At 72.9% G+C, this 23,306-nt stretch carries 16 protein-coding genes; 8 read left to right on the plus strand and 8 right to left on the minus strand.

The genetic code is table 11. The features are described 5' to 3' along the window. The 4 genes from ACFYW1_RS31745 to ACFYW1_RS31760 form a co-directional block, all read left to right on the plus strand. Window positions 1-882: acyl-CoA carboxylase subunit beta (locus ACFYW1_RS31745; protein ID WP_389000970.1), on the plus strand; the 882-nt coding region annotated here is incomplete at its 5' end. 71 nt (window positions 883-953) lie between these two features. Next, window positions 954-1,166: an acyl-CoA carboxylase subunit epsilon gene (locus ACFYW1_RS31750; RefSeq protein ID WP_389000973.1), complete on the plus strand. Its 213-nt coding sequence runs from the start codon at window positions 954-956 to the stop codon at window positions 1,164-1,166. 326 nt (window positions 1,167-1,492) lie between these two features. Further along, window positions 1,493-1,921, plus strand: a complete 429-nt coding sequence (locus ACFYW1_RS31755) for an ATP-binding protein (RefSeq protein ID WP_389000976.1) — start codon at window positions 1,493-1,495, stop codon at window positions 1,919-1,921. A 192-nt stretch (window positions 1,922-2,113) separates the two neighbouring features. Further along, window positions 2,114-4,642, plus strand: a complete 2,529-nt coding sequence (locus tag ACFYW1_RS31760) for a SpoIIE family protein phosphatase (RefSeq protein WP_389001215.1) — start codon at window positions 2,114-2,116, stop codon at window positions 4,640-4,642. 67 nt (window positions 4,643-4,709) lie between these two features. Here ACFYW1_RS31760 and ACFYW1_RS31765 read toward each other — a convergent pair whose 3' ends face one another. Both ACFYW1_RS31765 and ACFYW1_RS31770 read right to left on the minus strand, forming a co-directional pair. After that, window positions 4,710-5,420, minus strand: a complete 711-nt coding sequence (locus tag ACFYW1_RS31765; RefSeq protein ID WP_389000979.1) for a PspA/IM30 family protein — start codon at window positions 5,418-5,420, stop codon at window positions 4,710-4,712. A 63-nt stretch (window positions 5,421-5,483) separates the two neighbouring features. Continuing rightward, entirely contained in the window at window positions 5,484-7,565 is a 2,082-nt protein-coding gene (locus ACFYW1_RS31770) for a TPM domain-containing protein (RefSeq protein WP_389001218.1), read from the minus strand. A gap of 15 nt (window positions 7,566-7,580) precedes the next feature. On the opposite strand from ACFYW1_RS31770, the gene ACFYW1_RS31775 reads away from it, so the two are divergent. Further along, a complete protein-coding gene (locus tag ACFYW1_RS31775; protein ID WP_389000982.1) occupies window positions 7,581-8,750 on the plus strand; it encodes a hypothetical protein in 1,170 nt (389 codons plus the stop codon). A 129-nt stretch (window positions 8,751-8,879) separates the two neighbouring features. On the opposite strand, the gene ACFYW1_RS31780 is transcribed toward ACFYW1_RS31775, so the two are convergent. The 5 genes from ACFYW1_RS31780 to ACFYW1_RS31800 form a co-directional block, all read right to left on the minus strand. After that, window positions 8,880-10,352: a glucoamylase family protein gene (locus ACFYW1_RS31780; protein ID WP_389000985.1), complete on the minus strand. Its 1,473-nt coding sequence runs from the start codon at window positions 10,350-10,352 to the stop codon at window positions 8,880-8,882. 295 nt (window positions 10,353-10,647) lie between these two features. Next, window positions 10,648-11,850: a glycoside hydrolase family 1 protein gene (locus ACFYW1_RS31785; RefSeq protein WP_389000988.1), complete on the minus strand. Its 1,203-nt coding sequence runs from the start codon at window positions 11,848-11,850 to the stop codon at window positions 10,648-10,650. A gap of 113 nt (window positions 11,851-11,963) precedes the next feature. Beyond that, window positions 11,964-12,851, minus strand: coding sequence for a carbohydrate ABC transporter permease (locus ACFYW1_RS31790; protein ID WP_389000991.1), 888 nt, complete (start codon window positions 12,849-12,851; stop codon window positions 11,964-11,966). After that, window positions 12,848-13,840 (minus strand): carbohydrate ABC transporter permease, encoded by a 993-nt coding sequence (locus tag ACFYW1_RS31795; protein ID WP_389000994.1) that lies wholly within the window; start codon window positions 13,838-13,840, stop codon window positions 12,848-12,850. Before ACFYW1_RS31795 ends, ACFYW1_RS31790 begins: the two co-directional genes overlap by 4 nt. Before the next feature lie 5 nt (window positions 13,841-13,845). Beyond that, window positions 13,846-15,096, minus strand: a complete 1,251-nt coding sequence (locus ACFYW1_RS31800; RefSeq protein ID WP_389000997.1) for a sugar ABC transporter substrate-binding protein — start codon at window positions 15,094-15,096, stop codon at window positions 13,846-13,848. A gap of 247 nt (window positions 15,097-15,343) precedes the next feature. Here ACFYW1_RS31800 and ACFYW1_RS31805 point away from each other — a divergent pair, with 247 nt between their 5' ends. Continuing rightward, window positions 15,344-16,336 (plus strand): acetylxylan esterase, encoded by a 993-nt coding sequence (locus tag ACFYW1_RS31805; protein WP_389001000.1) that lies wholly within the window; start codon window positions 15,344-15,346, stop codon window positions 16,334-16,336. A 210-nt stretch (window positions 16,337-16,546) separates the two neighbouring features. Here ACFYW1_RS31805 and ACFYW1_RS31810 read toward each other — a convergent pair whose 3' ends face one another. Further along, window positions 16,547-17,602 carry a LacI family DNA-binding transcriptional regulator gene (locus ACFYW1_RS31810; protein WP_389001004.1) on the minus strand — a complete coding sequence of 352 codons (1,056 nt, stop codon included), beginning with the start codon at window positions 17,600-17,602 and terminating at the stop codon, window positions 16,547-16,549. Between the two features lie 341 nt (window positions 17,603-17,943). On the opposite strand from ACFYW1_RS31810, the gene ACFYW1_RS31815 reads away from it, so the two are divergent. Together ACFYW1_RS31815 and typA are read left to right on the plus strand one after the other, a co-directional pair. After that, window positions 17,944-20,322: an ABC transporter family substrate-binding protein gene (locus tag ACFYW1_RS31815; protein WP_389001007.1), complete on the plus strand. Its 2,379-nt coding sequence runs from the start codon at window positions 17,944-17,946 to the stop codon at window positions 20,320-20,322. A gap of 677 nt (window positions 20,323-20,999) precedes the next feature. Further along, the gene (gene typA / locus ACFYW1_RS31820) at window positions 21,000-22,904 is read left to right on the plus strand and encodes a translational GTPase TypA (RefSeq protein WP_356935119.1); all 1,905 of its coding nucleotides are present in this window, start codon (window positions 21,000-21,002) and stop codon (window positions 22,902-22,904) included. Window positions 22,905-23,306 lie beyond the last annotated feature (402 nt).

Genomic DNA, 23,306 nt, shown 5'->3' on the forward strand with positions numbered 1-23,306 from the left:
GGGGTGGCGCACTTCGCCTACGACGACGAGGAAACCTGCATCGCCGAGGTCCGCTACCTCCTGGGCATGCTCCCCTCCAACAACCGCGAGAACCCGCCCACCGCCCCCGGCGGCGACCCCGCCGACCGCCGCGGCGACACCCTTCTGAGCCTGGTCCCGGCCGACGGGGCGCGCCCCTACGACATGCGTGCCGTGATCGAGGAGATCGTCGACGACGGCGAGCACATGGAGGTCCACGAGCGCTGGGCGACCAGTGTGGTCTGCACCCTGGCCCGGCTGGACGGGAAGGCGGTGGGCATCGTCGCCAACCAGCCGCAGTCGTTCGCGGGCGTCCTGGACATCCACTCCTCCGAGAAGGCCGCCCGCTTCGTCCAGTTCTGCGACGCGTTCAACATTCCCCTGGTCACCCTCGTCGACGTCCCCGGCTTCCTGCCCGGCGTCGACCAGGAACACGGCGGCATCATCCGGCACGGCGCGAAACTGCTGTACGCGTACTGCAACGCCACCGTCCCGCGGGTCCAGGTCATCCTGCGCAAGGCGTACGGCGGCGCCTACATCGTGATGGACTCCCGCTCCATCGGGGCCGACCTGTCCTTCGCGTGGCCGTCGAACGAGATCGCGGTGATGGGCGCCGAGGGCGCGGCCAACGTGGTCTTCCGCCGCCAGATCGCGGCGTCCGACGACCCGGAGACCACGCGCGGCCTGCTGGTCAAGGAGTACAGGGCCGAGCTGATGCATCCGTACTACGCGGCCGAGCGCGGACTGGTCGACGACGTCATCGACCCCGCCGAGACCCGCGAGGTCCTCATCGCCTCGCTCGACATGCTCCGCAACAAGCACGCCGACCTGCCCTCCCGCAAGCACGGCAACCCGCCGGCCTGAGGGCCCGTCGGGCGACCGGCCGGCGCGGTCCCGCACCGGCCGGGCACCACGAGACAGCGAGTGGAGGAAGCATGACGAATGCTCCGCAGGACCCGCAGGGGCCCGCACCGGTGAAGGTCGTCAGCGGCGCGCCCACGCCCGAGGAACTCGCCGCCGTCACGGTGGTCCTCACCGCCCTTCAGGGCGGCGAGGGCGGGACCCCGGCGCCGGGGCCGACCGCCGCGACCTGGAGACATGCCGGGAGCCGGGGCTTCCCGCCGGCCTCCTGGATGGCCGCGAAGTAGCGCGGGCCCCGGGGTCCGGCGATGACGGGAGCGCGGCGGTGGAACTTGGGTGCGCCGGAGTGCGACGGTGCGCCCGGGACGCTCGGGGCCGGGTGCGGGAGCGGGGCGTACGGAGGCGCCGAGCAGGTGGTTGACCCGGGCAAGCACCCCCTCGGCGGCGCGTGCCGGGCGGTCGTGCGCCCCCGCCACGGTGTCCACCCGTTCGTGCGCGTGGTCATACACCCGTACGCCCCACGTGTCGATGCCGACGATAGTTCACCCCGATTATCGGGTATGTGCTGATTAGTCCTCGCAGGCGAGGCGTTCTTCTTTGCTGGTCTTGGGAAGTGATCGGCGTGATCGACACCGCAGGCGACAGCGCCGAGTGGACCTTCCCGGCTGTGCCGGGCGCCGTTCGATCCGCGCGGCACGCGGTTCACGAGGCACTGACCGCCTGGGGGCTCGACGCCGGTGTCGCCGATGTGACGGTTCTGCTGGTCAGCGAGTTGGTGACCAACTCCATGCGGTATGCATCCGGTCCCATCGGTGTACGGCTGCTGAGGCCGGCCCCCGACGGCGGCGGGCCCGCCGCCCGGACCGGACTGCTGGTGGAGGTGTCCGATCCGCTTCCGGATCCGCCCACCGAACGCGCGGCGGGGCCCGACGACGAGGGCGGCAGGGGGTTGCAGCTCGTGGCCTGCACGGCACGGCGCTGGGGGACCAGACAGGGAAAGACCGGCAAGACGGTGTGGTTCGAGCTGGCCCTGCCTGGTTAGGAGTGGGGTGGGACGCACAGCGATCACGGAGGTCCGAAGGAACCTGGACGAAAGGGACTGAGACCGTGCTGTGATCGTGAACGCCGTGTCGGAAGAGGCCGTAGTGCTGAATACTGCGGGCAGGACCGGTCCGGTGTGTGAGCTGGAGGGGACGGTCGCGTGAGCGAAATACCTGGGACGGCGGGCGATGTCATGTGGCAGACAAGCCCGCCCGGCTCGATCTACGACTACATCAGGGTCGCCTCCTTCTCGATCGGCCCCGACGGCCTGATCGAGCAGTGGAGCAGCCGGGCCGCCGGTCTTTTCGGCATTGCCGCGGACAAGGCCGTGGGCATGGACCCGGTCGAGGCGTTCCTGCCCGACGGGCTGCACGGCGACGGCCGGCGCCGGGTCGAGGAGATCCTCGACGGCCGGGAGTGGACGGGTCTGGTCCCCTTCCGGATGCCGGACGAGGACACCGTGCACGGCCTCGCCGAGATCTATGTGATGCCGAGCGAGACGGAGCACGGGGAACGGGCCGCGATCTGCATCGTCGTGGACGTCCGGGCCCTGCGCCGCATCGAGACGGACCTCGCCGCCTCACAGGCCATATTCGGCCAGTCCCCCTTCGGCTTCGTGCTGTTCGGCACCGATCTCACGGTGATCCGGGCCAACCAGCGCTTCGCCACCGTCTTCGGCGGCCGGGCCGACGACCACCGCGGCCGCACCGTCGAGGACTACCTCTCCCGCCCCGAGGCCGACCGGCTCACCGCCAGCCTCGAACGCGTCCTGGAAACCGGCACCTCCGTCACCGATCTCCAGCTCGTCGGCACCGCCCCCGGCGAACCCGGCAGCCGGTACTGGTCGGTGAACCTCTACCGGGTGCACAGCGGTTCCGGCCGCCCCGTCGGCATCGCCGGACTGGCCACCGACGTCACCCGCAGGCACATCGCCGCCCGCGAGGCCGCCAGCGCCCGCCGCAACCTCGCCCTGCTCAACGAGGCCAGCGCCCGCATCGGCAACTCCCTCGACCTGGAGACCACCGCCCGCGAACTCCTCGACGTCGCCGTGCCCGGCTTCTGCGACCTCGCCTCCGTCGACCTGTACCAGAGGATGCTGACCGGCGACGACGCCCCGCCCGGCAGCTGGGACTCGCTCCGTCAGGAATCCGTCGGCGGCTCCGCGGAGCTGCGCCGGGTCGCCCTGGCCAGCGCGGTGTCGGACGCCCTGCCGGAGACCGACACCGCCGACGGGCCCGCGCTCGGCGCCGTGCACCGCTTCTCGTTCAACTCGCCCTGCGCCATAGCCCTGCGCACCGGCCGCGTCGAGGACGTCCCCGGCGACGACCGGGGCTTCGTGCAGTCCACGCTCGCCGTGCCGATGGTCGCCCACGACACGGTGGTCGGCCTGGTGCGGTTCTCCCGCACCAAGGGCAGCGAACCCTTCGGCGAACGGGACCGGGCACTGGCCACCGAACTCGCCGCCCGCGCCGCGGTCTGCATCGACAACGCCCGCCTCTACCGGCGCGAGCACGAACGCGCGCTGATCCTCCAGCGCAGCCTGCTGCCCCCCGGCGACCCGGTGGCCGCCGGACTCGACATCGCCTGCCGCTACCTCCCCGGGAACACGGCCACCGAGGTGGGCGGCGACTGGTTCGACGTCATCGAACTCCCCGGCCACCGCACCGCCCTCGTCGTCGGCGACGTCATGGGCCGCGGACTGCGGGCCGCCGTGGCGATGGGCGAACTGCGCACCGCCGTACGGACCCTGGCCCTGCTGGACCTGGAACCCGCCGAGGTGCTCTCCGCACTTGACGAGGTCGCCCGCGGACTGGGCACCTCCGGCGGCTCCGGCCCGTCCCGCGGCGGCTCCCAGTGGCCCTCCCGGGCCGCCCACAAGTCCCGCGAGGCGGACCTCTCCGAGGTCTACCTGGCGACCTGCGTGTACGCGGTCTACGACCCGGTCACCCGGCGGTGCACCTTCGCCAACGCCGGTCACCTCCCGCCCGCCGTGGCCGAACCCGGCCGGCCCGCCATGCTGCTCGACGTCCCGCCCGGGATGCCGCTCGGCGTCGGCGGCGAACCCTTCGAGGAGGTCGAGGTCGAGCTGAAGGAGGGCTCCCTGCTCGCCCTCTACACCGACGGCCTCGTGGAATCCCGCCACCACCCGCTCGACGAGGGGCTGGACGCCCTGCGCGGAGCGCTCGTGGAACCCGAACGGCCCGTCGAGGACGTCTGCGACCAGGTGCTGTCCACCCTCGACACCCGGCACGGCGAGGACGACATCGCCCTGCTGGTGGCCCGCATCCAGGGGCTGCCGGACGACGCGGTCGGCGACTGGGTGCTGCCCCGCGAACCCCGCTCCGTCGGCCGCGCCCGCGAACTGGCCCGGGGCCGGCTCCTCGCCTGGGACCTGGACGACCTGGTCGACACCACCGAACTGCTGGTCAGCGAGCTGGTCACCAACGCCCTGCGGTACGGCGAGGGCGAGATCAGGCTCCGGCTGCTGCGCGACCGCACCCTGGTGTGCGAGGTGTGGGACGCGGGCCTGGTCCAGCCGCGCCGCCGACGGGCCCGCGACACGGACGAGGGCGGCCGCGGCCTCCAGCTGGTCGGGCTGATGAGCGTGGCCTGGGGCTCGCGGCGGACCCCGCGCGGCAAGACCGTCTGGTTCGAACTGGCCCTGCCCGACGGGAAGCCGCCCGCCGAACTCTCGGTGGAGCAGCTGCTGAGCATGTACTGAGACGGGCGCGCCGGGGACGCCGGCCGGGCGCCCGTCGGGCTGCTTCCGGACCGTCTCCGGGCCGCCCTCAGGCCGCCTTCAGCGCGGCGAGCCGGGCCTCGATCTCGGCGCTGTCGCCCAGCGCGTCCAACTGCTCGAACTGGGCGTCCAAGGACGACGCGGCGAGCTCCTGCCCGCCCAGCGCCCTCGCCTCCTCGCGCCGCACCTTGTCCTCGAACCGGCCGAGTTCACCGGCCGGGTCGAGGACGTCGACGCTCTTGACGGCGTCCATCATCCGGTTCTGCGCCTCGGCGGTCTTCGCACGGGCCACCAGCTCGTCCCGCTTGGCCCGCAGCTCCGTCAGCTTGTCCCGCATCCGGTCCAGGCCGGAGCGGAGCCGGTCCACGACCTCGGTCTGCGCGGCGATGACCGGTTCCGCCGTCTTCGCCTCCTTCTCAGACCGGAGCTGACGGCCCAGCGCCACCTTGGCCAGGTTGTCGAACCGGTCCGCCTCCGCCCCGGCCCCGGCCGCCCGCAGCTCGTCCGCCTTGCGGCTCGCGGCGAGCGCCTTGCCGCCCCACTCGTGGGCCGCGTCCACGTCCTCCCGGTGGTCCTGCTCCATCAGCCGCAGATTGCCGATGGTCGTGGCCACCGCCTGCTCGGCCTCCGCGATGTTGGCCGTGTAGTCGCGGATCAGCTGGTCCAGCATCTTCTGCGGGTCCTCGGCCTGGTCGAGCAGCGCGTTGACGTTGGCCCTCGCCAGCTGGGCGACCCGGCCGAGAACGGTCTGCTTGGTCATGCTCTTCCTCCTCGATGCGTGTACGTGTCGTGGGGACCGGGCGGGGCCGCCCGGTCCGCCGGCTCAGAAGCGGCCCCCGCCGCCGCGCCGCTCCCGCGTGCCCCCGCCGCCGAAGCTGCCGGGCCCGCCGCCCCCGCCGTACCCTCCGCCGCGGCCCCCGGGCCCCCCGCCCAGGAGCCCGCCGAGGATGATCCCGCCGAGCACCGCGCCACCGATCCCGTCCCCCGCCCCCCGCACACCGCCCGCCGCGCCGCCACCGCCGTACGACCGCACGTCCTGCTCCGCCAGGCTCGACGCCTCCCCGGCCAGCGCGTCCGCCTGCCGGGCCTGCGCCAGCGCCCCCTGCGCGTCGCCCGCCCCGGCCAGTTCGAGGGACCGGTCGAGCCGCCGCTGCGCCTCCGCCAGCCGGGTCCTGGCCGGGCTGCCCACCGCACCGCGGTTCGTGGCGACGAAGTCGGCGGCGGCGGCGATCGCCGAACGCGCGGTGAGCGTCGTGCGGTCGAGCAGGGAACGGGCCCGCTCCTCGTCCTTCTCCCGGGCCCGGGCACCGGCCAGCGCCTCGTCGAGCGCCGCGTCCGCCTCCTCCACCCTGCGCAGCGCGTCGAGCGGGTCGTACGGCCCGGCCCGCAGCTCCTCCCGCACCCCGTCGAGCACCGAGCGGGCCCGGGCGATCCGGCCCCGCAGGTCCCCGGTCGGCACGTCCGCCCCGGTCCCCTCCAGCAGCCCGCCCGCGTCGGCCAGATCGGTCTCCGTCCCGGCCAGGGCCCCGGCCAGCCGTTCGTCCGCCTCCGCGAGCTCCCGGCCCCGCCGGTCCACCGCGTCGACGAGGGTGGCCGCCTGGTCCACGGCGCCCTCGGCGGCCCGGATGTACACGGCCGCCGCGGCACCGTCCCCGTCGTCCACCGCCTGCCGGGCCCGGTTGAGCCCGGCCGTGGCGAACAGCAGCCGCTCCTTGGCCTGCTCGACGTCACCGGCGACGGGCGCGGACGCCGATGGCGCGTACCGCCCGCGCATCGCGGTCAGGGCCGCCTCGGCCGTGGAGACCCGTCCGGCGAGCGAGCGGAACGCCTCCTCGACCGAGGCCAGGGCCCCCGGCGCGTCGCGCTCCAGGGCGCGCAGCCGGTCGAAGTCGCCGGACACGTCGTCGAGCCGGGCGTCCGCGTCCGCGCAGCGGCGGACGATCTCGTCCAGCATCCGGCGCCGGGCCGCGTCGTCCTCGGGCACGGCGTCGTCCAGCTGCTGACGCAGCCGGAACGCGGCCGTCAGCTCGCCCTTCGCCCACTCGACCGCCGCCGCGAAGGGCGCGGCGGCCTCCTCGCCGAACTGGGCGGTGGCGAAGCCCAGTTCCTCCTCGCTGGTGCGCACCGCGTCGTCGGTCGCCACCAGCACCTCCTTCGCCCGCGCGTCGAGCCGCTCCAGCGGGACGGGCGGCGGCTGCGGCGGCCCGCCCCGGCCCCAGCCCCGCGCGGCGGGCGTGGTGCGGGTCGTGGTGCGCCGCCTGCGCCGGACGTACGCGTACCCGGCGACCGCCACCGCCCCGCCGACGACGACCACCGGCAGGACCAGGCCCTCGGCGTCCGTCCCGTCCGGGCCGCCGGGGTCGGGGTCGCCGGGGGTGGGGGTCGGGGTGGGCACCGCCCTGCCCGTCAGCACCGCCGCGTACCCGTTCGCGGCGCCGATCGCCGCCCCGGCCCAGTCGTTCTCCCGCAGCGCGGGCTCGATCGCCGTGCGCGCCACGTCCCCGAGTTGCCCGTCGGTGAGGCGCGAGCCCTGCTCGACGGTGTACGCGTACCGCCGGTCGTGGGTGGCGACCGCCAGCAGGACGTCGTCCCGGCCCAGCCCGTTGCGGTCGGCCGTCGTATCGGCCCAGCCCTGCGCGGACCGCCCGGAGAAGTCGCGCACGTAGACGACGAAGAGCTGGACGCGGCGGTCCGCGTACAGCCGGTCGAGTGCCGCCTCCACCTGCTTCCCGCGGCCCCCGAGCGCCCCCACCCGGTCGGTGATCTGCCCGTCCCGGGACAGCGTGACGGGATCGTCGGCGCGCGCGGCCGGCAGCACGGGGAGGACCAGCCAGCACACCGCCGAGAGCACGGTGAGAAGGGCCCGGCCCGGCGGGGAGACCCGGGCACGGCCCACGAGCGGCATCACCTTTGCGAGGCTATGTCCGCCCCGCGCCCCCCGCGACCCGGCGACCGGACCGCCGGGGCACCGCACGGCCCGCCCCCGAACCCTTCAGACTGTGACGGCACACCGACACACGAGGGGGAGACGGACGTGCTGACGCGGATGAGGCGGGGGATCGCGGCCGTACGGGCACGGGCGGCCCGGTTCCGTTGGACCTGGCCACGGCGGATCGCGCTGGTCGTGGTCCTGGTGATCGTGGTGCCTGTCCTCGCCGCGGGCACCGCCCTGCGGCTCAACTACACGGGCGACCCCGGCGACGGCACCCGCACCCGGGGCCGGGACGCCATCTGGCTCGGCCACGCCTGGGTCGACGGGCGCAAGGACGACACCGACCTCGCCGCGTTCGCCGAGCGGATCGCGGGCACCGGCATCAAGGACCTGTACGTCCACGCCGGGCCGCTGGAACACGACGGCACCCTGCCCGCCGGCCGTCGCCCCCGGGCCCGGTGGCTGATCGACGCCGTCCACCGCACCCTGCCCGGCATCCGGGTCCAGGCATGGCTGGGCGACGTGCTGGCCACCGAGGGACCCGACGGGCTGCGCCTGGAGCGGGCCGCTTCCCGCACCGCGGTGGTGGCCTCGGCCCGGCAGGTCCTGGACGCCGGATTCGACGGCGTCCACTTCGACCTGGAGCCGCTGCTCTCCGACGACGGCCACTACCTCTCGCTCCTGGACGACCTGCGCGCGCTCACCCGGCCGCGCGGGGCGCAGCTGTCGGTCGCCGCCCACCAGATCGACCCGCTGCCCGCGGCGCACAGCGTGAACGGCGCGCTCAGCGGCAGCGAGAAGTGGTGGTCGCAGGAGTTCTTCGGGCAGGTCGCGCGCCGGGTCGACCAGATCGCCGTCATGTCGTACGACACCTGGATGCCCCTGGAGGGCCTGTACGGCGGTTACGTCGCCCAGCAGACGGCGCTGGCCCTGGAGGTGACGCCGGAGGACACCGACCTGCTGATGGGGCTGCCCTTCTTCCACGAGGACGACCTCGGGCACCACGAGTCGGCGGAGACGGTCACGGCCGCGGTCCGGGGCACCAGGCTGGGCCTGGCACGCACGGACCGCGGCCGCGAACGGTTCGGGGTCGCCCTCTACGTCGACTTCGCCGCCCGGGACGGGGACTGGACGGCGTACCGCGAGGACTGGAACTGACCCCGGGACCGGGGGACTTCGGGCCCCGGGGCCGGGGCCCGTCGGGCGACGGACCCCCGACGGCGCACCGGTCCGGGGCCGGGCCCCGAGCACTCCGCCCCGCCCGGTGCGCCGTGTCGGTGGGGGTCCTCAGATGGAGAACCGCTCCTTGGCGAGCAGCGGCCGCACCCGGGACCGGAACCCGCCGGTGCGGAACGGGCGTTGCAGCAGACCGGGGCGGAGCGCCTGGGCCAGGGCCGCGGCGATCATGCCCTGGTCGAGGGCGAGCAGGTAGTCGCTGACCCGGCCGGTGCCCACGTTCACGGAGTCCCGGAACCCGTACCCGGGGTGGTAGGCGCCGAAGTCGCGGTCGAGCGCGCGCAGGTTGGCGACCGCCTCGTCGTGGGCGTGGGGCAGGGCGAGGAAGGAGGCGTGCGGGGTGACCACACCGTTGGTGAACGCGGAGGCGGGCGGCAGCGGCGCGCCGTCCTCGGTGTACGTGCGGTCGGTGTTGGAGGCGTAGCCGTCCACCTGCATGCCGAGCGCGTCGACGCCGTACTCCTGGTAGCCGCCCTCGGGGACATTGGCGGGGGAGAAGCCCCAGTACCCGTACTTCGCCTCCTCCAGGCCGTGTTCGATCTGGCCGCGGACGTAGCGGTGGTGGTTCTTCCCCCAGGAGTGCGGCGACCACTCAGCCTCCGGCACGAACAGCGGCACCATCAGCGCCTCGAACATCGACCCGCCCCAGGTGGGCACGACCTTCCGGCCGCGGTGGGTGTAGTGGCCCTGCCAGACGCGGACGCCGTCCATGGCGACGTAGCTGCCGCCGGGGTGCTGCTCCTGGCCGTGCTCGGGGAGCATCGTGCGCAGCAGGTGCCAGTAGTGGTCGGCGGGCAGCGAGCCGTCCGCGATGCCCAGGTAACTGGCCATTCGGGGCTCGGTGTTGAGCGCGCCGTAGTGGTGGCCGGTGGGCTCGCCGGTGTCGGTCCAGAAACCGCCGCGCAGCTGGCCCGGGCCGGCGACGGGGTCGGCGGGGTCGTACGGCGTGTAGTAGTAGGACCAGTCGGCGGTCGCCAGGATGCGGGCGACGCGGGGGCGCAGCGCGGGCGCGGCGTCGGCGGCGATCCGCAGGCCGGTGACCAGCCAGGCGTTGTCGACCGAGGAGAGGAACGGGCGCACCGGGTCGCCGCTCTCGGGCCAGTGGGTGATGACCGAACCGTCGTGCGCGTCGTACCAGTTGAGCCAGAAGCCGTGGTGGCGCTCCAGCTTCTCGACGGCCCCTACGGTGTGCTCCAGCCTGCGCCGCATGGTGGCGTCGTCGATCACCCCGAGTCCGGCCGCGGCGACGGTCGACCACAGGCCGCAGCCGATGTTGGTGGGGGAGGTCTGGCGCGACTGCACGGGACGCGCCCCGCTGACGTCGATCTTGTCGACGGCCAGGCCGAAGCCGGTCGTCATGGCCTCGATCGAACGGTACGTGTCACGGAACCAGCGCAGCAGCAGCGGCGCGTCCGGGCCGCGCACGGGCCGGCCGGCGGCGCCCGCCGGGGACGCGGACACGGCCCCCAGCGACAGGGCCGCGGCCCCGGAGCCCGCGGCGGTGAGAAAGGTGCGACGGTCCATCTTGAACCCCTCGAAGAAGAGCCGCAGGCACTTCGGCCGGCGGGCGGATTTCGTTCGTCGGTCGTATCGCGGGTGCGGGGGCGCCCGGCGCGGGCGCCGCACGTGAACGGGGCTGGACACGGGCGGCGCCGCACGCGGGCGCGGGGCCCGTCCGGCGCGCACGCGCGGTCCGGACGGGGTCCCGGCGGTACGGGAACCGGCGATCCGTCAGGTGTCGCCGGTCCCCGTACGGGCGGGAGCCGTCAGGTGGCTCCCGGTCGGGGGGAGCCGGGGTGACCCGGCTCGGGGCGGGCGCTCAGCCGGCGACGCGGGGCAGCGCGCGGGTGCGGCCCATCCCGCCCAGCCAGGAGGCGGACGGCTTGGGCAGCCGCTCGAAGGTCTCCGGGTTCCAGCCGATCAGGCCGAAGGTGGGCTTGTAGGAGCCCCACTCGTAGTTGTCGAGGGCGCTCCAGGCCAGGTAGCCCTGGATGTTCAGGCCGTCCTCGATGGCGCGGGCGACCTCGTTCAGCGCGCCGGTGTAGTAGTCGATGCGGCGTTGGTCGTCGTCGGTCGCGATGCCGTTCTCGGTCACGATCAGCGCGATGCCGTTGCCGGCCACCTCGGCGGTGTGGCGCAGCGCGTACCCGACGGCGGAGGGGTAGTACTCCCACTGCGTGAGGGTGCGCTCGGCGCCCTCGGGCGTCGGTATCGGGCCCTCGGGGCCGATCTTGGTCCGGGTGTAGGACTGCACGCCGATCCAGTCGTCGCCGCGGGCGGCCTCGATGAAGACGTCCTCGCGGGGGTGCCGGTAGGCCGCGGTGACCTCCTCGGCGCCGGGCAGCGCCTGGTAGACCTGGTTGGCGATGGTCCAGCCGACCTTGATGTCCGGGTCGATCGCCCGGACCGCCTTCACGGCGGCGTGGTGCGCGGCGATGACGGCCTCGGTGGTCTCGTCGTCGGGGGTCGGCAGGCCGGCGGGCGGGAAGCTGTTGTCGCCCCGCTTGGCCTGGCCGGCCATCACGGCGATCATGTTCGGCTCGTTGATGGTGCAGACGTACTCGACGCCCTCGGAGATCACCGGCGCGCAGGCCGCGACGTAGCGGGCGAAGAGTTCGGTGGCGCCCTCGGCGGTCCAGCCGCCGCGCGCCTCGAACCACTGCGGCACGGTGAAGTGGTGCAGGGTGATCATGGGGCGCAGGCCGCGCTCGATCGCGCCCTCGACCATGCGGCGGTAGTGGGCCAGCTCGGCGCGGGAGAAGGTGCCCTCGACGGGCTCGATGCGGGCCCACTCGATGGAGAACCGGTAGTCCGTGAAGCCCAGCCCGGCCAGCACGTCCATGTCCTCGTGCCAGCGGTGGTAGCTGTCGCAGGCGTCCAGGCTGGGTTCCTGGATGTGGGTGCCGGGGGTGTGCTCCTTGACCCACCAGTCGCAGTTGGTGTTGTTGCCCTCGATCTGGTGCGCGGCGGTGGAGGCGCCCCACAGGAAGTTTTCGGGGAACGGGACCTGGGTGTGAGTCATCGCAGACTGTCTTTCTGGTGCGTGAAGGGGTGTGACCGGGCGGATGGGGGCGCGCGGCCTCGTACGTTTCGTGGGGGCGGCCGGGGAAGGACCCGGCCGCCCGGGGCGGGGGGCTACTTCATGCCCGCCGTGGCGATGCCCTGGGTGAAGTGGCGCTGGAGCGCGATGAAGACGACCAGGACCGGCAGCACGATCAGGAAGGACCCGGCCATCAGCATGCCGTTGGACCCGCCCGCCTTGTTGGGGTCGGTGGCGAAGGTGGCCAGCGCGACCGGGAGGGTGTACTTGTCGGGGTCGTTGGTCGCGATGAGCGGCCAGACGAAGTTGTTCCAGGAGCCCAGGAAGGTGAAGATCGAGAGCGTCGCCAGGGCGGGCTTCACCAGCGGCATCACGATGCGCCAGAAGATGTACCACTCGCCGGCGCCGTCCATCCGGGCCGCCTCCAGCAGCTCGTCCGGGATCGACTGCATGAACTGCCGCATCAGGAAGACCCCGAAGGCACCGGCCGCGAACGGCAGCACCAGACCGGCGTACGAGTCGATCAGCTGCAACTTGCTCATCAGCACGAACAGCGGCAGCAGCATCAGGTTGCCGGGCACCATCAGCGCGCCCAGGACCAGCCCGAAGATCTTGTTGCGGCCGGCGAAGTTCAGCTTGGCCAGGGCGTAGCCGAGCATCGAGCAGAACACCAGGTTCGAGACGGTCACCAGCACCGCCACGATCACCGAGTTCATGAAGTACAGCGGCAGGTCGAGCTTGTCGAGCAGGTTCCGGAAGTTCTCCAGGGTCCACTCGGTCGGGAGCCACACGGGCGGGCTGGCCGACAGGTCCGTCTGCGTCTTGAAGGCGGAGACCGCCATCCACAGGAACGGCGCCGACATGACCAGCAGGCCGAGCGAGAGCAGGACGTAGACCAGGACGCGCTTGGCTCCGCCGCCGGACCGCGGGGACTTCTTCACGGGCGCCGTCGGGACGGCGCCGGGTGCACGGGTGGCGCTCATTTCGTGTTGTCCTTCAGCAGTCGGAGCTGCAGCACCGTGATGCCCATGATCACTACGAAGAGGACATACGCCATGGCGCTCGCATAGCCCATGTGGAAGAAGCTGAAGCCCTCGCGGTACATGTTCAGCGAGACGGTGAGCGTGGAGTCCGAGGGACCGCCCTGGGTCATCACGAACGGCTCCTCGAAGACGTTGAGGTAGCCGATGGTGGTGATCACCGTGGCGTAGAGCAGCGTGGGCCGCAGCAGCGGCACCGTGATGCCCCTGAACTCCTGCCAGGTGCCGGCCCCGTCCAGCCGGGCGGCCTCCCGCACCTCGGTGGGGATGGCCTGGAGGCCGGCGATGAAGAGCACCATGACCGTGCCGAGGTTGCGCCAGACCGCCATCGCGATCATCGAGGGCATGGCGAGCGTCTCGGACCCCAGGAAGTCGGGCGCGGTGAGGCCCACTTCCGAGAAGAGCCCCGCGATCAGCCCGTCGCTCGGGTCGAGCACGAACCGCCAGACGACGGCGACCGCGACGATGGTCGTGACCACCGGGGCGTAGAAGCCGACGCGGAAGAAGGTCCGCGCCCGGTCGATGCCGTTGTTCAGCAGCACGGCGACGACCAGGCCGAGGCCGATCGTCAGCGGGACGCCGACCACCACGAAGTACGCCGTGTTGAACAGCGACTTGAGGAACTTCTCGTCGCCGAACAGCTTGACGTAGTTGTCGAGGCCGATGAACTCCGCGTCCAGCGGGTGCGTGACGTTGCGCAGCCCGAAGTCGGTGAAGCTCATCACCAGCGTCGCGATGATCGGGAACGCCATGAAGACGAGGAAGAGCACGAGGAACGGGGTGGAGAACAGCCAGCCGGCCAGGTTCTGCACGCCCATCGAGCGCTTCCTGCCGCCCCGGCGGCCGGCGGGCCCGCCGGCCGGGGACTTCGAGGTCCCCGGTCCGGCCTGCGCCTTGGCCGACTCCGCGGCCCTTGAGGTCATGGTGCGCATGACTCCTACTTCACGAGGCCTTCGATTTCGGACTGCGCGGTCTTGAGCGCGTCCTCGGCGGACGCCTTGCCCTGGGTCACCTTCGCGATGGCCTGGTCGACCTTGTCCGTGATCTCCGTCCAGTTGGACAGCGACGGCGAGGACTTGGCGGTGTCCATCTGCTTCTTGAAGACCTGGAGGTTGGCGTCGTCGGCGAGGTCGCCGGAGGTCCAGGCGGCGGTGTTGGCCGGCAGGTCCTTGGTGCGCTCGTACCAGTCGGCCTGGCCCTTGGTGTCGGTCAGGTACTTGATGAATTCCTTGGCGGCGGCCTTGTGCTCGCTGTCCTTGGAGATCACCAGGGAGGAACCGCCGGCCATGGAGACGGACGCCTTGTCGGCGGGCACGTTGGCCACCGCCCACTTGCCCTTGATCTGCGGCTGGCCCTCGTTCAGCAGGGTGACGTGCCAGGGGCCGCCGAAGAACATCGGGACGCGGCCGTTGCCGAAGTCCTTCACCACGTCGTAGCCGGGCTGCACGGACTTGTTGGACAGGCCCTTGTCGAAGTACGAGCCGTACTCCTTGAGCGCCTTGACGGCCTCGGGGCTGTCGATGACGGCCTCGCCCTTGTCGTTGACGATCTCGCCGCCGGCCGAGTAGAGGAAGGAGTAGAAGTTCTGCACCGTGTCCAGGCCGCTGGGCTGGATGGACAGGCCCCACTTGGTCCCGGCCTTCTTCTGGTAGGCCGTGGCGAGGTCCTGCATCTCCTTCCAGTTGCTCGGCGCCTTGGTGACGCCGGCCTTCTCGGCCAGGTCGGTGCGGTAGTAGAGGACGCGGGTGTCGACGTACCACGGAACGCCGTACGCCTGGCCGTCCACCTCGCCCTGGCTCCAGCCGGCGGGGAAGTAGTTCTTCTCGTCGAAGGTCTTGGTGTCGACCGGCTCCAGCACCCCGAGCTCGGCGAACTCGCCCATGTAGCTGCCGCCCATCTGCGCCACGTCCGGCAGGGTGCCGGCGGCGGCCGCGGAGACCAGCTTCTGGTGGGCGACGTCCCAGCCGACCGGGGTCACCTTGACGGTGATGTTCGGGTTGGCCTTCGTGTACTCCTTGGCCACATCCGTGAGCTTCTCGCCCTCGGCCCCCATGGCCCAGACGGTGAGCGTCTGCTTCTTGTCCGCGGCGACGTCGTCCCCACCGGAGCTGCCGCACGCGGTGATACCGAAGGTGAGCGCGGCTGCGGTGGCGATACCGACCGTGGCGTTTCTGGCGGTGCGGGACATGGAGGGCTCCTCCTTGAGCAATCCTGATGTATGCGCTGCCTGTAAGCGCATACATCACTCTGCGACAGGAATCCGGGAATCCGCAAGAGGGTGCTGGGTCACACTCGCGCAACGTGCCGGACATCTGAATGTTCAACTTGGCACGGTAAGTGTGCCATTTGCGAAATAGCGGATGTTGTGACCGATTCCGCATGATCGCACGGTGGTGCCCCGAGGCCCGCGGGGGCGGGGCGCTACTGTCGCGACCATGGCTTCGTTCGAACATGACTTCCCCTTCGACCCGACCCACGGGCACACGCTCGACGACCTGCTGCGGATATCCGCGCCCGACGGCGCCCCGGCCGACTTCGCCGACTTCTGGCGGGGCCGGTACGAGGAGGCGCGCAAGGTCGACACCGCGCCGGAACTGGGCCCGCCGGAGGAGGAGCGCGACGGCGTGCGCATCCACGGCGTGACCTTCACCTCGGTGGGCGGGGTGCGGCTCGGCGGCTGGGTGGCGCTGCCCGACACGGGGCCGGCGGAGCGCGGCTTCGTCATCGGGCACGGCTACGGCGGCCGGGAGGCCCCGGGCCCCGACGTGCCGCTGCCGCTGCCCCGGTCCGCGGCGATCCTGCCGTGCGTGCGGGGCATGGTCTCGCGCGGCCTGCTCCCGGGCGTGCCGACCGTTTCGAGCGCGCACGTGCTGCACGGCATCGAGTCGCGCGACACCTATGTCCTCGGCGACTGCGTGGCGGACCTGTGGTGCGCGGCCTCGGCCCTGCACGAGCTGGTGCCGGAGCTGGCGCCCGGCACGGGCGCCCCGCTGCTCGGCTACCTGGGGGAGAGCTTCGGCGGCGGGCTCGGCGCGCTGGCGGTGCCCTGGGACGACCGCTTCGGGGCGGCCCAGCTGACCGTGCCGACCTTCGGGAACCACCCCCTCCGGCTCACCCTGCAGTGCTCCGGCAGCGGCGAGGCGGTGCGCGGGTACCACCGGGACCACCCCGAGGTCACCGAGGTCCTGCGGTACTTCGACGCCGCCACGGCCGCGACCTGGCTGAAGCAGCCCACGCTGGTGGCCGCGGCGCTCTTCGACCCGTCGGTGCCCCCGCCGGGGCAGTTCGCCGTGCACAACGCGCTGGCCGGCGAGAGCGAGCTCCAGGTGCTGAGCGCGGGCCACTTCGAGCACGAGGGCCTGGCGGCGGAGACGGCGGAGCTCAGGGCGGCCCGCAGGTGGTTCTTCGGGGAGCGGCTGGGGCGCTGATCCTGGCGGTGCGGCCGGTGCGGGCTTGAGCGGTGTGGGCTCCGGGCGGTGCGGGCTTGAGCGGTGTGGGCTCCGGGCGGTGCGGGCGCACCGTCGCCGGCCGGCCGCATCGCTGTGCCGCCGTCGGCCGGTCGCACCGCCGTCGGCCGGCCGGGTCGTCGTGGGGCGTCCCGGGGATCCGGTGGCCGCCGCGCGGTGTCCTCGGGGGCGTCAGCCGCAGCCGCAGCTGGCGCGGCGGACCGGGGTGACCGGAAGCATCAGCGACACCGGCTCCTTGCCGCTGTCGCCCAGCCGCTGCACCAGCAACTCCACGGCCTGCTCGCCGAGTTGACGGATCGGCTGGCGCACGGTCGTCAGCGCGGGGCGGACGATCCGGCTCAGCGGGATCCCGTCGAATCCGGTCACCGCGATGTCCTCGGGCACCCGCACCCCGCGCCGCTCCAGGGCGCGCAGCGCGCCCACCGCCATCTGGTCGTTGGCGAAGAGCACCCCCTGCGGCCGTTCGCCGGGCCGGTCCAGCAGCGCCTCCGCGGCCCGTGCGCCCTCCGCCTGCGTCATCATCGCGGCCCGCAGGTCCGGGGCGTCCGGCACCGGGAGCCCGGCGTCGCCGCACGCCTGCCGGAAGCCGAGGAAGCGGGCCTCGGCGTCCGGCGAATCGACCTCGCCGCCGACGAAGGCCAGCCTGCGCAGCCCGTGGTCCTCGATCAGGTGGCGGGTCAGCTCGCGCTCGCCGTCGGCGTTGGCGACGACGATGTGGTCGAGGTGGTCGATCTCGCGGGGACCGGCGAGCATCACCACCGGGAGCCGGCGCGAGATGACCTCCAGGTCCTCGGTCGGCACGGTCTGCGCCAGCACGGCGAAGCCGTCGACCCGGCCCGCGACCTTCGCGACCAGGCTCTCCGGCCCGCCCTCCAGGGAGGCGGCGATCAGCAGCGCGTAGCCGTGCCGGCGGGCCGCCCGCTCCATGCCGCGGATGATCTGGTCCGAGTAGAGCATCACCGCGTCGTCGGCGTCGCTGTCCGCCTCGGCGTCGGCCTCCGCGTCGGGGTCCGCGTAGTCGGGGAAGCAGAGGCCGAGCACGCCGGTGGTCCGGCTGGCCAGCCCCCGGGCGTTCCCGCTGGGTACGTAACCGAGCTGGCGGGCGGCTTCGAGGACCCGCTCCCGGGTCTGGGCGCGCACCGAGTCGGGGGTGCGGTAGACCCGCGAGACCGTGGCAATGGAGACGCCGGACCGCTCGGCGACGTCGTACACCGTGGGGGCGCTCACTCGACCGACCGTCCGCTTCTTGTTCCGTACCGAAGCACCTGTTGTTGCATGTACCGACCCTTTTCTGAAAGCGCATTCACCCTAGATCGCGGGCCGCGCGGCGAGCAAGGCGGCCCGGGAGCGGGCGGGGGCGGGCGGGGCCGGCCGCGGCCCGCGGGTGGTTCCGCTCCTCCGCACGGGTGAGGTTGCGGGGTGCGGCGCCGTGTCTGCGCCGCCTCGCGCGCGGGGGCGCATTCAGTGGAGGGACGAAATCAATGTGATCAACTGCATATGCCACCAAAAATGCACAATTCGGCCCACTCGGGTACGGGTGAGCCGGGCCGGCCCCGGAGGTATCAGCCATGTCCCACGTCGGCGTCCCGCGCGGGACGGCCCGCAAGCGCCGCTCGCTCGCCCTCCTCACGGCGGGCGTGCTGACGCTCCCCGGGCTGGCGGGCTGCACCTCCGGCGACAGCGGCGGGTCCGCCGGCGCCACTCCCCAGGACGTCGCGGTCGCGGACCGGAACATGGTCGCCCAGGGCGGCACCGTCCGCTGGGCGATCGACGCCGTGCCCACCACGCTCAACGCCTTCCAGGCCGACGCCGACGGTGCCACCGCCCGGATCACCGGAGCGCTGCTGCCGCACCTCTTCCCGCTGGACGACAGGGGCAGGCCGCAGCTCGACCCGGACTACCTGGAGTCCGCGAAGGTGATCGAGAGCGAGCCCCGGCAGGTGGTGCTCTACCGGCTCAACCAGCAGGCGGTGTGGAGCAACGGCCGGGAGATCGGGGCGCCCGACTTCGTCGCCCAGTGGCGGGCGCTGAGCGGCAGGAACTCGGAGTTCTGGACCGCCCGCAACGCGGGGTACGAGCGGATCGAGAAGATCGAGCGCGGCGCCGACGACCTGGAGGTGCGGGTCACCTTCGCCAAGCCGTACGCGGACTGGCGCTCGCTGTTCTCCCCGCTGTACCCGAAGGAGGTCACCGGTTCCCCGGGCGCCTTCAACGACGGGGCCCGCACCACGATCAAGGCCACCTCGGGACCGTTCCGGCTGCGCGGCGTGGACAAGGCGAAGGGCGAGGTCACCCTGGTCCGCGACCCGCACTGGTGGGGCGGCCGGGCCAAGCTGGACACGCTGGTCTTCAAGGCCGTCGGACCGCAGGACCGGGCCGGGGCCCTGGCCGGCGGGAAGGTGGACGTCGCCGACATCGACGCCGCGACGGCGCGCCGGATCACCCGGGCCGCCGCAGACCGGGGCGCGGCCGGCCCGCTCGCCCACGGCCCCGGCGCCCCGGCGGGCCCGGCCGCGGCGCTGCGCTCCTGGGCCGTGGCGCACGGCTCCGACCCGAAGGCGGCGGCCGCCGCACGGGCGGCCAGGAAGAAGAACCGGGCCGCCGCCGAGGCGTACGCCGTCGAGCAGCGCGGGCTGGGCGCCTACGTGGTCCGTGCGTCGCTGGAGCCCGCCTACACCCAGCTCGCGCTGAACGGCGAGTCCGGGCCGCTCGCCGACGTCCGGGTGCGCCGGGCGGTGGCCCGCGCCCTGAACCGTCAGGAGATCGCCGACGCCGTGCTCGCCCCGCTCGGCCTGCCCGCCGAACCGCTCGGCAGCCACCTCGCCCTGGCCGGACAGCCGGGGTACGAGGACGGCAGCGGCGCGCTCGGCGGCCACGACACCGAGGAGGCGCAGGCGCTGCTGGCCGACGCGGGCTGGACGCGGGAGGGCGCGGTCGACACCTCCGACGGGACCAAGGCGGGCAGCGAGGCCGACAAGAAGCAGAAGGAGAAGCAGAAGGAGCAGCCCGCGGGGAAGACGGCGGAGAAGGCGGGCGCCGCCGCCGAGGGGAAGAACGCCGCCGCCGGGCACGAGCCCGCCGCGGACGACGGCCTGTACATCGTCGGCGACGACGGCAAGTCCGGTGAGGGCGACCCGGCGGGCGGCATCACCCACGTCCTGGCGCCCGCCCCCGTGGCCGCGTTCCACAGCTCGGCCCTGCTGCGGCAGGCCGGGTACCTGGCCCGGACCGGGACCTCCGAGGACGTCCCCGCCGAGGCCGCCGCCCGGGACCGGCGGCCGGGCGGCGCCACCGGCGCGTACGCCCCCGCGGGCACCGCGGCCCCCGCCCGCGCGTCCGGTGCGCACGGCGCTCCGTCCGACGGTCCGCACGGCGGCCCGCTCGGCAAGGACGGCGAGCCGCTGACGCTGCGCTTCGTCCTGCCGTCCGGCCGGGGGGCGGAGCCGCTGCGCGGCGTCGGGGACCGGATCGCGGCGATGCTCGACACGATCGGCGTCCGTACGGAGATCACCAAGGTCTCCGACGACAGCTACTTCCGGGACCACATCGCGTCCGGCGACTACGACCTGGCGCTGTACTCCTGGCCCGCCACCGCCTACCCGGCCACCGACAACCGTCCGATCTACGCCAAGCCGGTGCCCGCCACCGACGGCTCGCTGCTGGTCGAGCAGAACTACACCCGCGTCGGCACGGACCACATCGACCAGCTTTTCGACCGGGCGGTCTCGGAGCTGGACGAGGGGGCTGCCCGGGACCTGATGAAGCAGGCCGACGCCCGGATCTGGGCCGCCGCCGGGTCGATCCCGCTCTACCGGCGCCCGCAGCTCGTGGCGACCGACCGAGAGCTGCTGAACGTCGGCGCCTTCGGCTTCGGCACGCCCCACTACCAGGACATCGGTTTCAAGAAACCGCAGGTCGCGAAGGGTCCGGGCGGGACGAAGAAGTAGCAGGTCAGGGCGGTTCCCCAAAGCTCAGAACTGGCTCAAATTCCTTGCCCGACGGACGGTCCGGCGGGCAAGGTCGTACCCACCCGTCGACCCGGGTGGCCGCTCGCTCCCCCCACTTCTGAGGCCCCCCACCCCGGAGCCCCCGAGCTCCGGGCCCTCAGTACCTCCGTCCCGGAGCCCCACCTCCGAGACGCGCCGACGCCGCCCGCTTCCGCCGCCGGGCGACCGTGGCCGGACCGGTCGATGACGATCGCCGGAACAACCGGTCACGGAGGCGGAAACGCGAAGTGGACGCGGCCCGGCGCCGGACGGACCGGGGGGAGCGGGCGCGGCATGTCCCTCGCTCCCGTTCGTCGTCGCGGACGATTCCCCCGGCCGCCCGTCGCCTCGTTCCCGTCCGCCGTCGCGGACGATTCCGCAGGCCGTCCGCGGCCCGCGCCGCCGCCCGCGAGGGGGCCGGCACCGTGCGCCCACCGGCCCGTACGGCTGTGTTTCCGCGCCCCGCCCACGGGGGCGGGCACCCGCCCGGAGGCCCGGCGGCGCTTGCCCGGGAAGCCGCGGCGGCCTCGGCCCCGTACCATGGACAAGCCGTGGCGCGTCCGCCCGGCGGGCGTACGAGGAACCCGAGACCGACTGAGACGCCTGATCCCACGATCCGAGAGAAGCGCAAGCCACCCATGCCCACGCGCCACGACATCCGTAACGTAGCCATCGTCGCCCACGTCGACCACGGCAAGACGACCATCGTCGATGCCATGCTCAAGCAGGCCGGGGCGTTCGCCGCCCACCAGCTGGAGTCCGTCGACGACCGCGTCATGGACTCGAACGACCTGGAGCGTGAGAAGGGCATCACGATCCTCGCCAAGAACACGGCGGTGAAGTACCACCCCAAGGACGGCGGGGCGCCCATCACGATCAACATCATCGACACCCCCGGCCACGCCGACTTCGGCGGCGAGGTCGAGCGCGGCCTGTCGATGGTCGACGCGGTCGTGCTGCTGGTCGACGCCTCCGAGGGCCCGCTGCCGCAGACCCGCTTCGTGCTCCGCAAGGCCCTCCAGGCCCGGATGCCGGTGATCCTGTGCATCAACAAGACGGACCGCCCGGACTCCCGCATCGACGAGGTCGTCAACGAGACGTACGACCTCTTCCTCGACCTGGACGCCGACGAGGACCAGATCGAGTTCCCGATCGTCTACGCCTGCGGCCGTGACGGCATCGCGTCCCTCACCAAGCCCGAGGACGGCACCGTCCCGGCCGACTCCACCAGCCTGGAGCCGTTCTTCTCCACCATCCTGGAGCACGTCCCGGCCCCGACGTACGAGGAGGACGCGCCGCTCCAGGCCCACGTCACCAACCTCGACGCCGACAACTTCCTCGGCCGCATCGCGCTGCTCCGCGTCGAGCAGGGCGAGCTGCGCAAGGGCCAGACGGTCGCGTGGATCAAGCGCGACGGCACGGTCTCCAACGTCCGCATCTCCGAGCTGATGATGACCGAGGCGCTCACCCGCAAGCCGGCCGAGGTGGCGGGCCCCGGTGACATCTGCGCCGTGGCCGGCATCCCGGACATCATGATCGGCGAGACCCTGGCCGACCCGGAGAACCCGGTCGCGCTGCCGCTGATCACGGTCGACGAGCCCGCGATCTCCATGACCATCGGTACGAACACCTCGCCGCTGGTCGGCCGCGGTGCCACCGGCAAGGGCGCCGACGCCAAGGCCGTCGTCAAGGACCGCAAGGTCACCGCCCGCCAGGTCAAGGACCGTCTGGACCGCGAGCTGATCGGCAACGTCTCGCTCCGCGTCCTGGACACCGAGCGCCCCGACGCCTGGGAGGTGCAGGGCCGCGGCGAGCTGGCGCTGGCCATCCTGGTCGAGCAGATGCGCCGCGAGGGCTTCGAGCTGACCATCGGCAAGCCCCAGGTCGTCACCAAGCAGGTCGAGGGCAAGACGTACGAGCCGGTCGAGCGCATGACCGTCGACGTCCCCGAGGAGCACATGGGTGCCGTCACCCAGCTCATGGGCGTCCGCAAGGGCCGCATGGACAACATGTCGAACCACGGCTCCGGCTGGGTCCGCATGGAGTTCGTCGTGCCCTCCCGCGGTCTCATCGGCTTCCGCACGGAGTTCCTGACCCAGACCCGCGGCACGGGCATCGCCCACTCCATCCACGAGGGCCACGAGCCGTGGTTCGGCACGCTGACGACCCGTAACAACGGCTCGCTGGTCGCCGACCGCGCGGGCGCGGTCACCGCCTTCGCGATGACCAACCTCCAGGAGCGCGGCGTGCTCTTCACCGACCCGGGCACCGAGGTCTACGAGGGCATGATCGTCGGTGAGAACTCGCGCGCCGACGACATGGACGTGAACATCACCAAGGAGAAGAAGCTCACCAACATGCGCTCCTCCTCCGCCGACTCCTTCGAGGCGATCGTCCCGCCGCGCAAGCTCTCCCTGGAGCAGTCCCTGGAGTTCTGCCGCGACGACGAGTGCGTCGAGGTGACCCCGGAGGCCGTGCGCATCCGCAAGGTCGTCCTGGACCAGAAGGAGCGCGGTCGCACCGCGTCGCGCGCCAAGCGCTGATGTGACTCCGCACGCGCCCGGAGCCGGCCCCGTGCCGCGCGCCGGGCGCTGACGCGGCGTCGGGCGCGCGGCGCGCCCCGCGCGCCGGTGTGCGTCCTGGTTGTCCCACGAGGGCCCGGTCTTCCGTCAGTTGACGGGGGGCCGGGCCCTCGTGCGGTGTTCCGGGAACCCGCCGGACATCCGCCGCGGGGGGCGTCCGCACGGTCGCGAGGGTTGTGCGGGACCATGGGTGGGCAGGGTGCGGGAGCGCCGGTGCGTGTCGGCGGAGTGCGGTCGTGTGCATCCGCGACGAAGAGCGCCGGAAGCATGATCGTCCAGCAGCACGATCATGCCTTTGTCCAGTGGTTTTCCTCCGGCGATCCGTCCGGATATCGATCGTCGCTCTCCGAAAGCTGCGTTAAC

Source organism: Streptomyces sp. NPDC002669 (assembly GCF_042889165.1).
Lineage (GTDB): Bacteria > Actinomycetota > Actinomycetes > Streptomycetales > Streptomycetaceae > Streptomyces.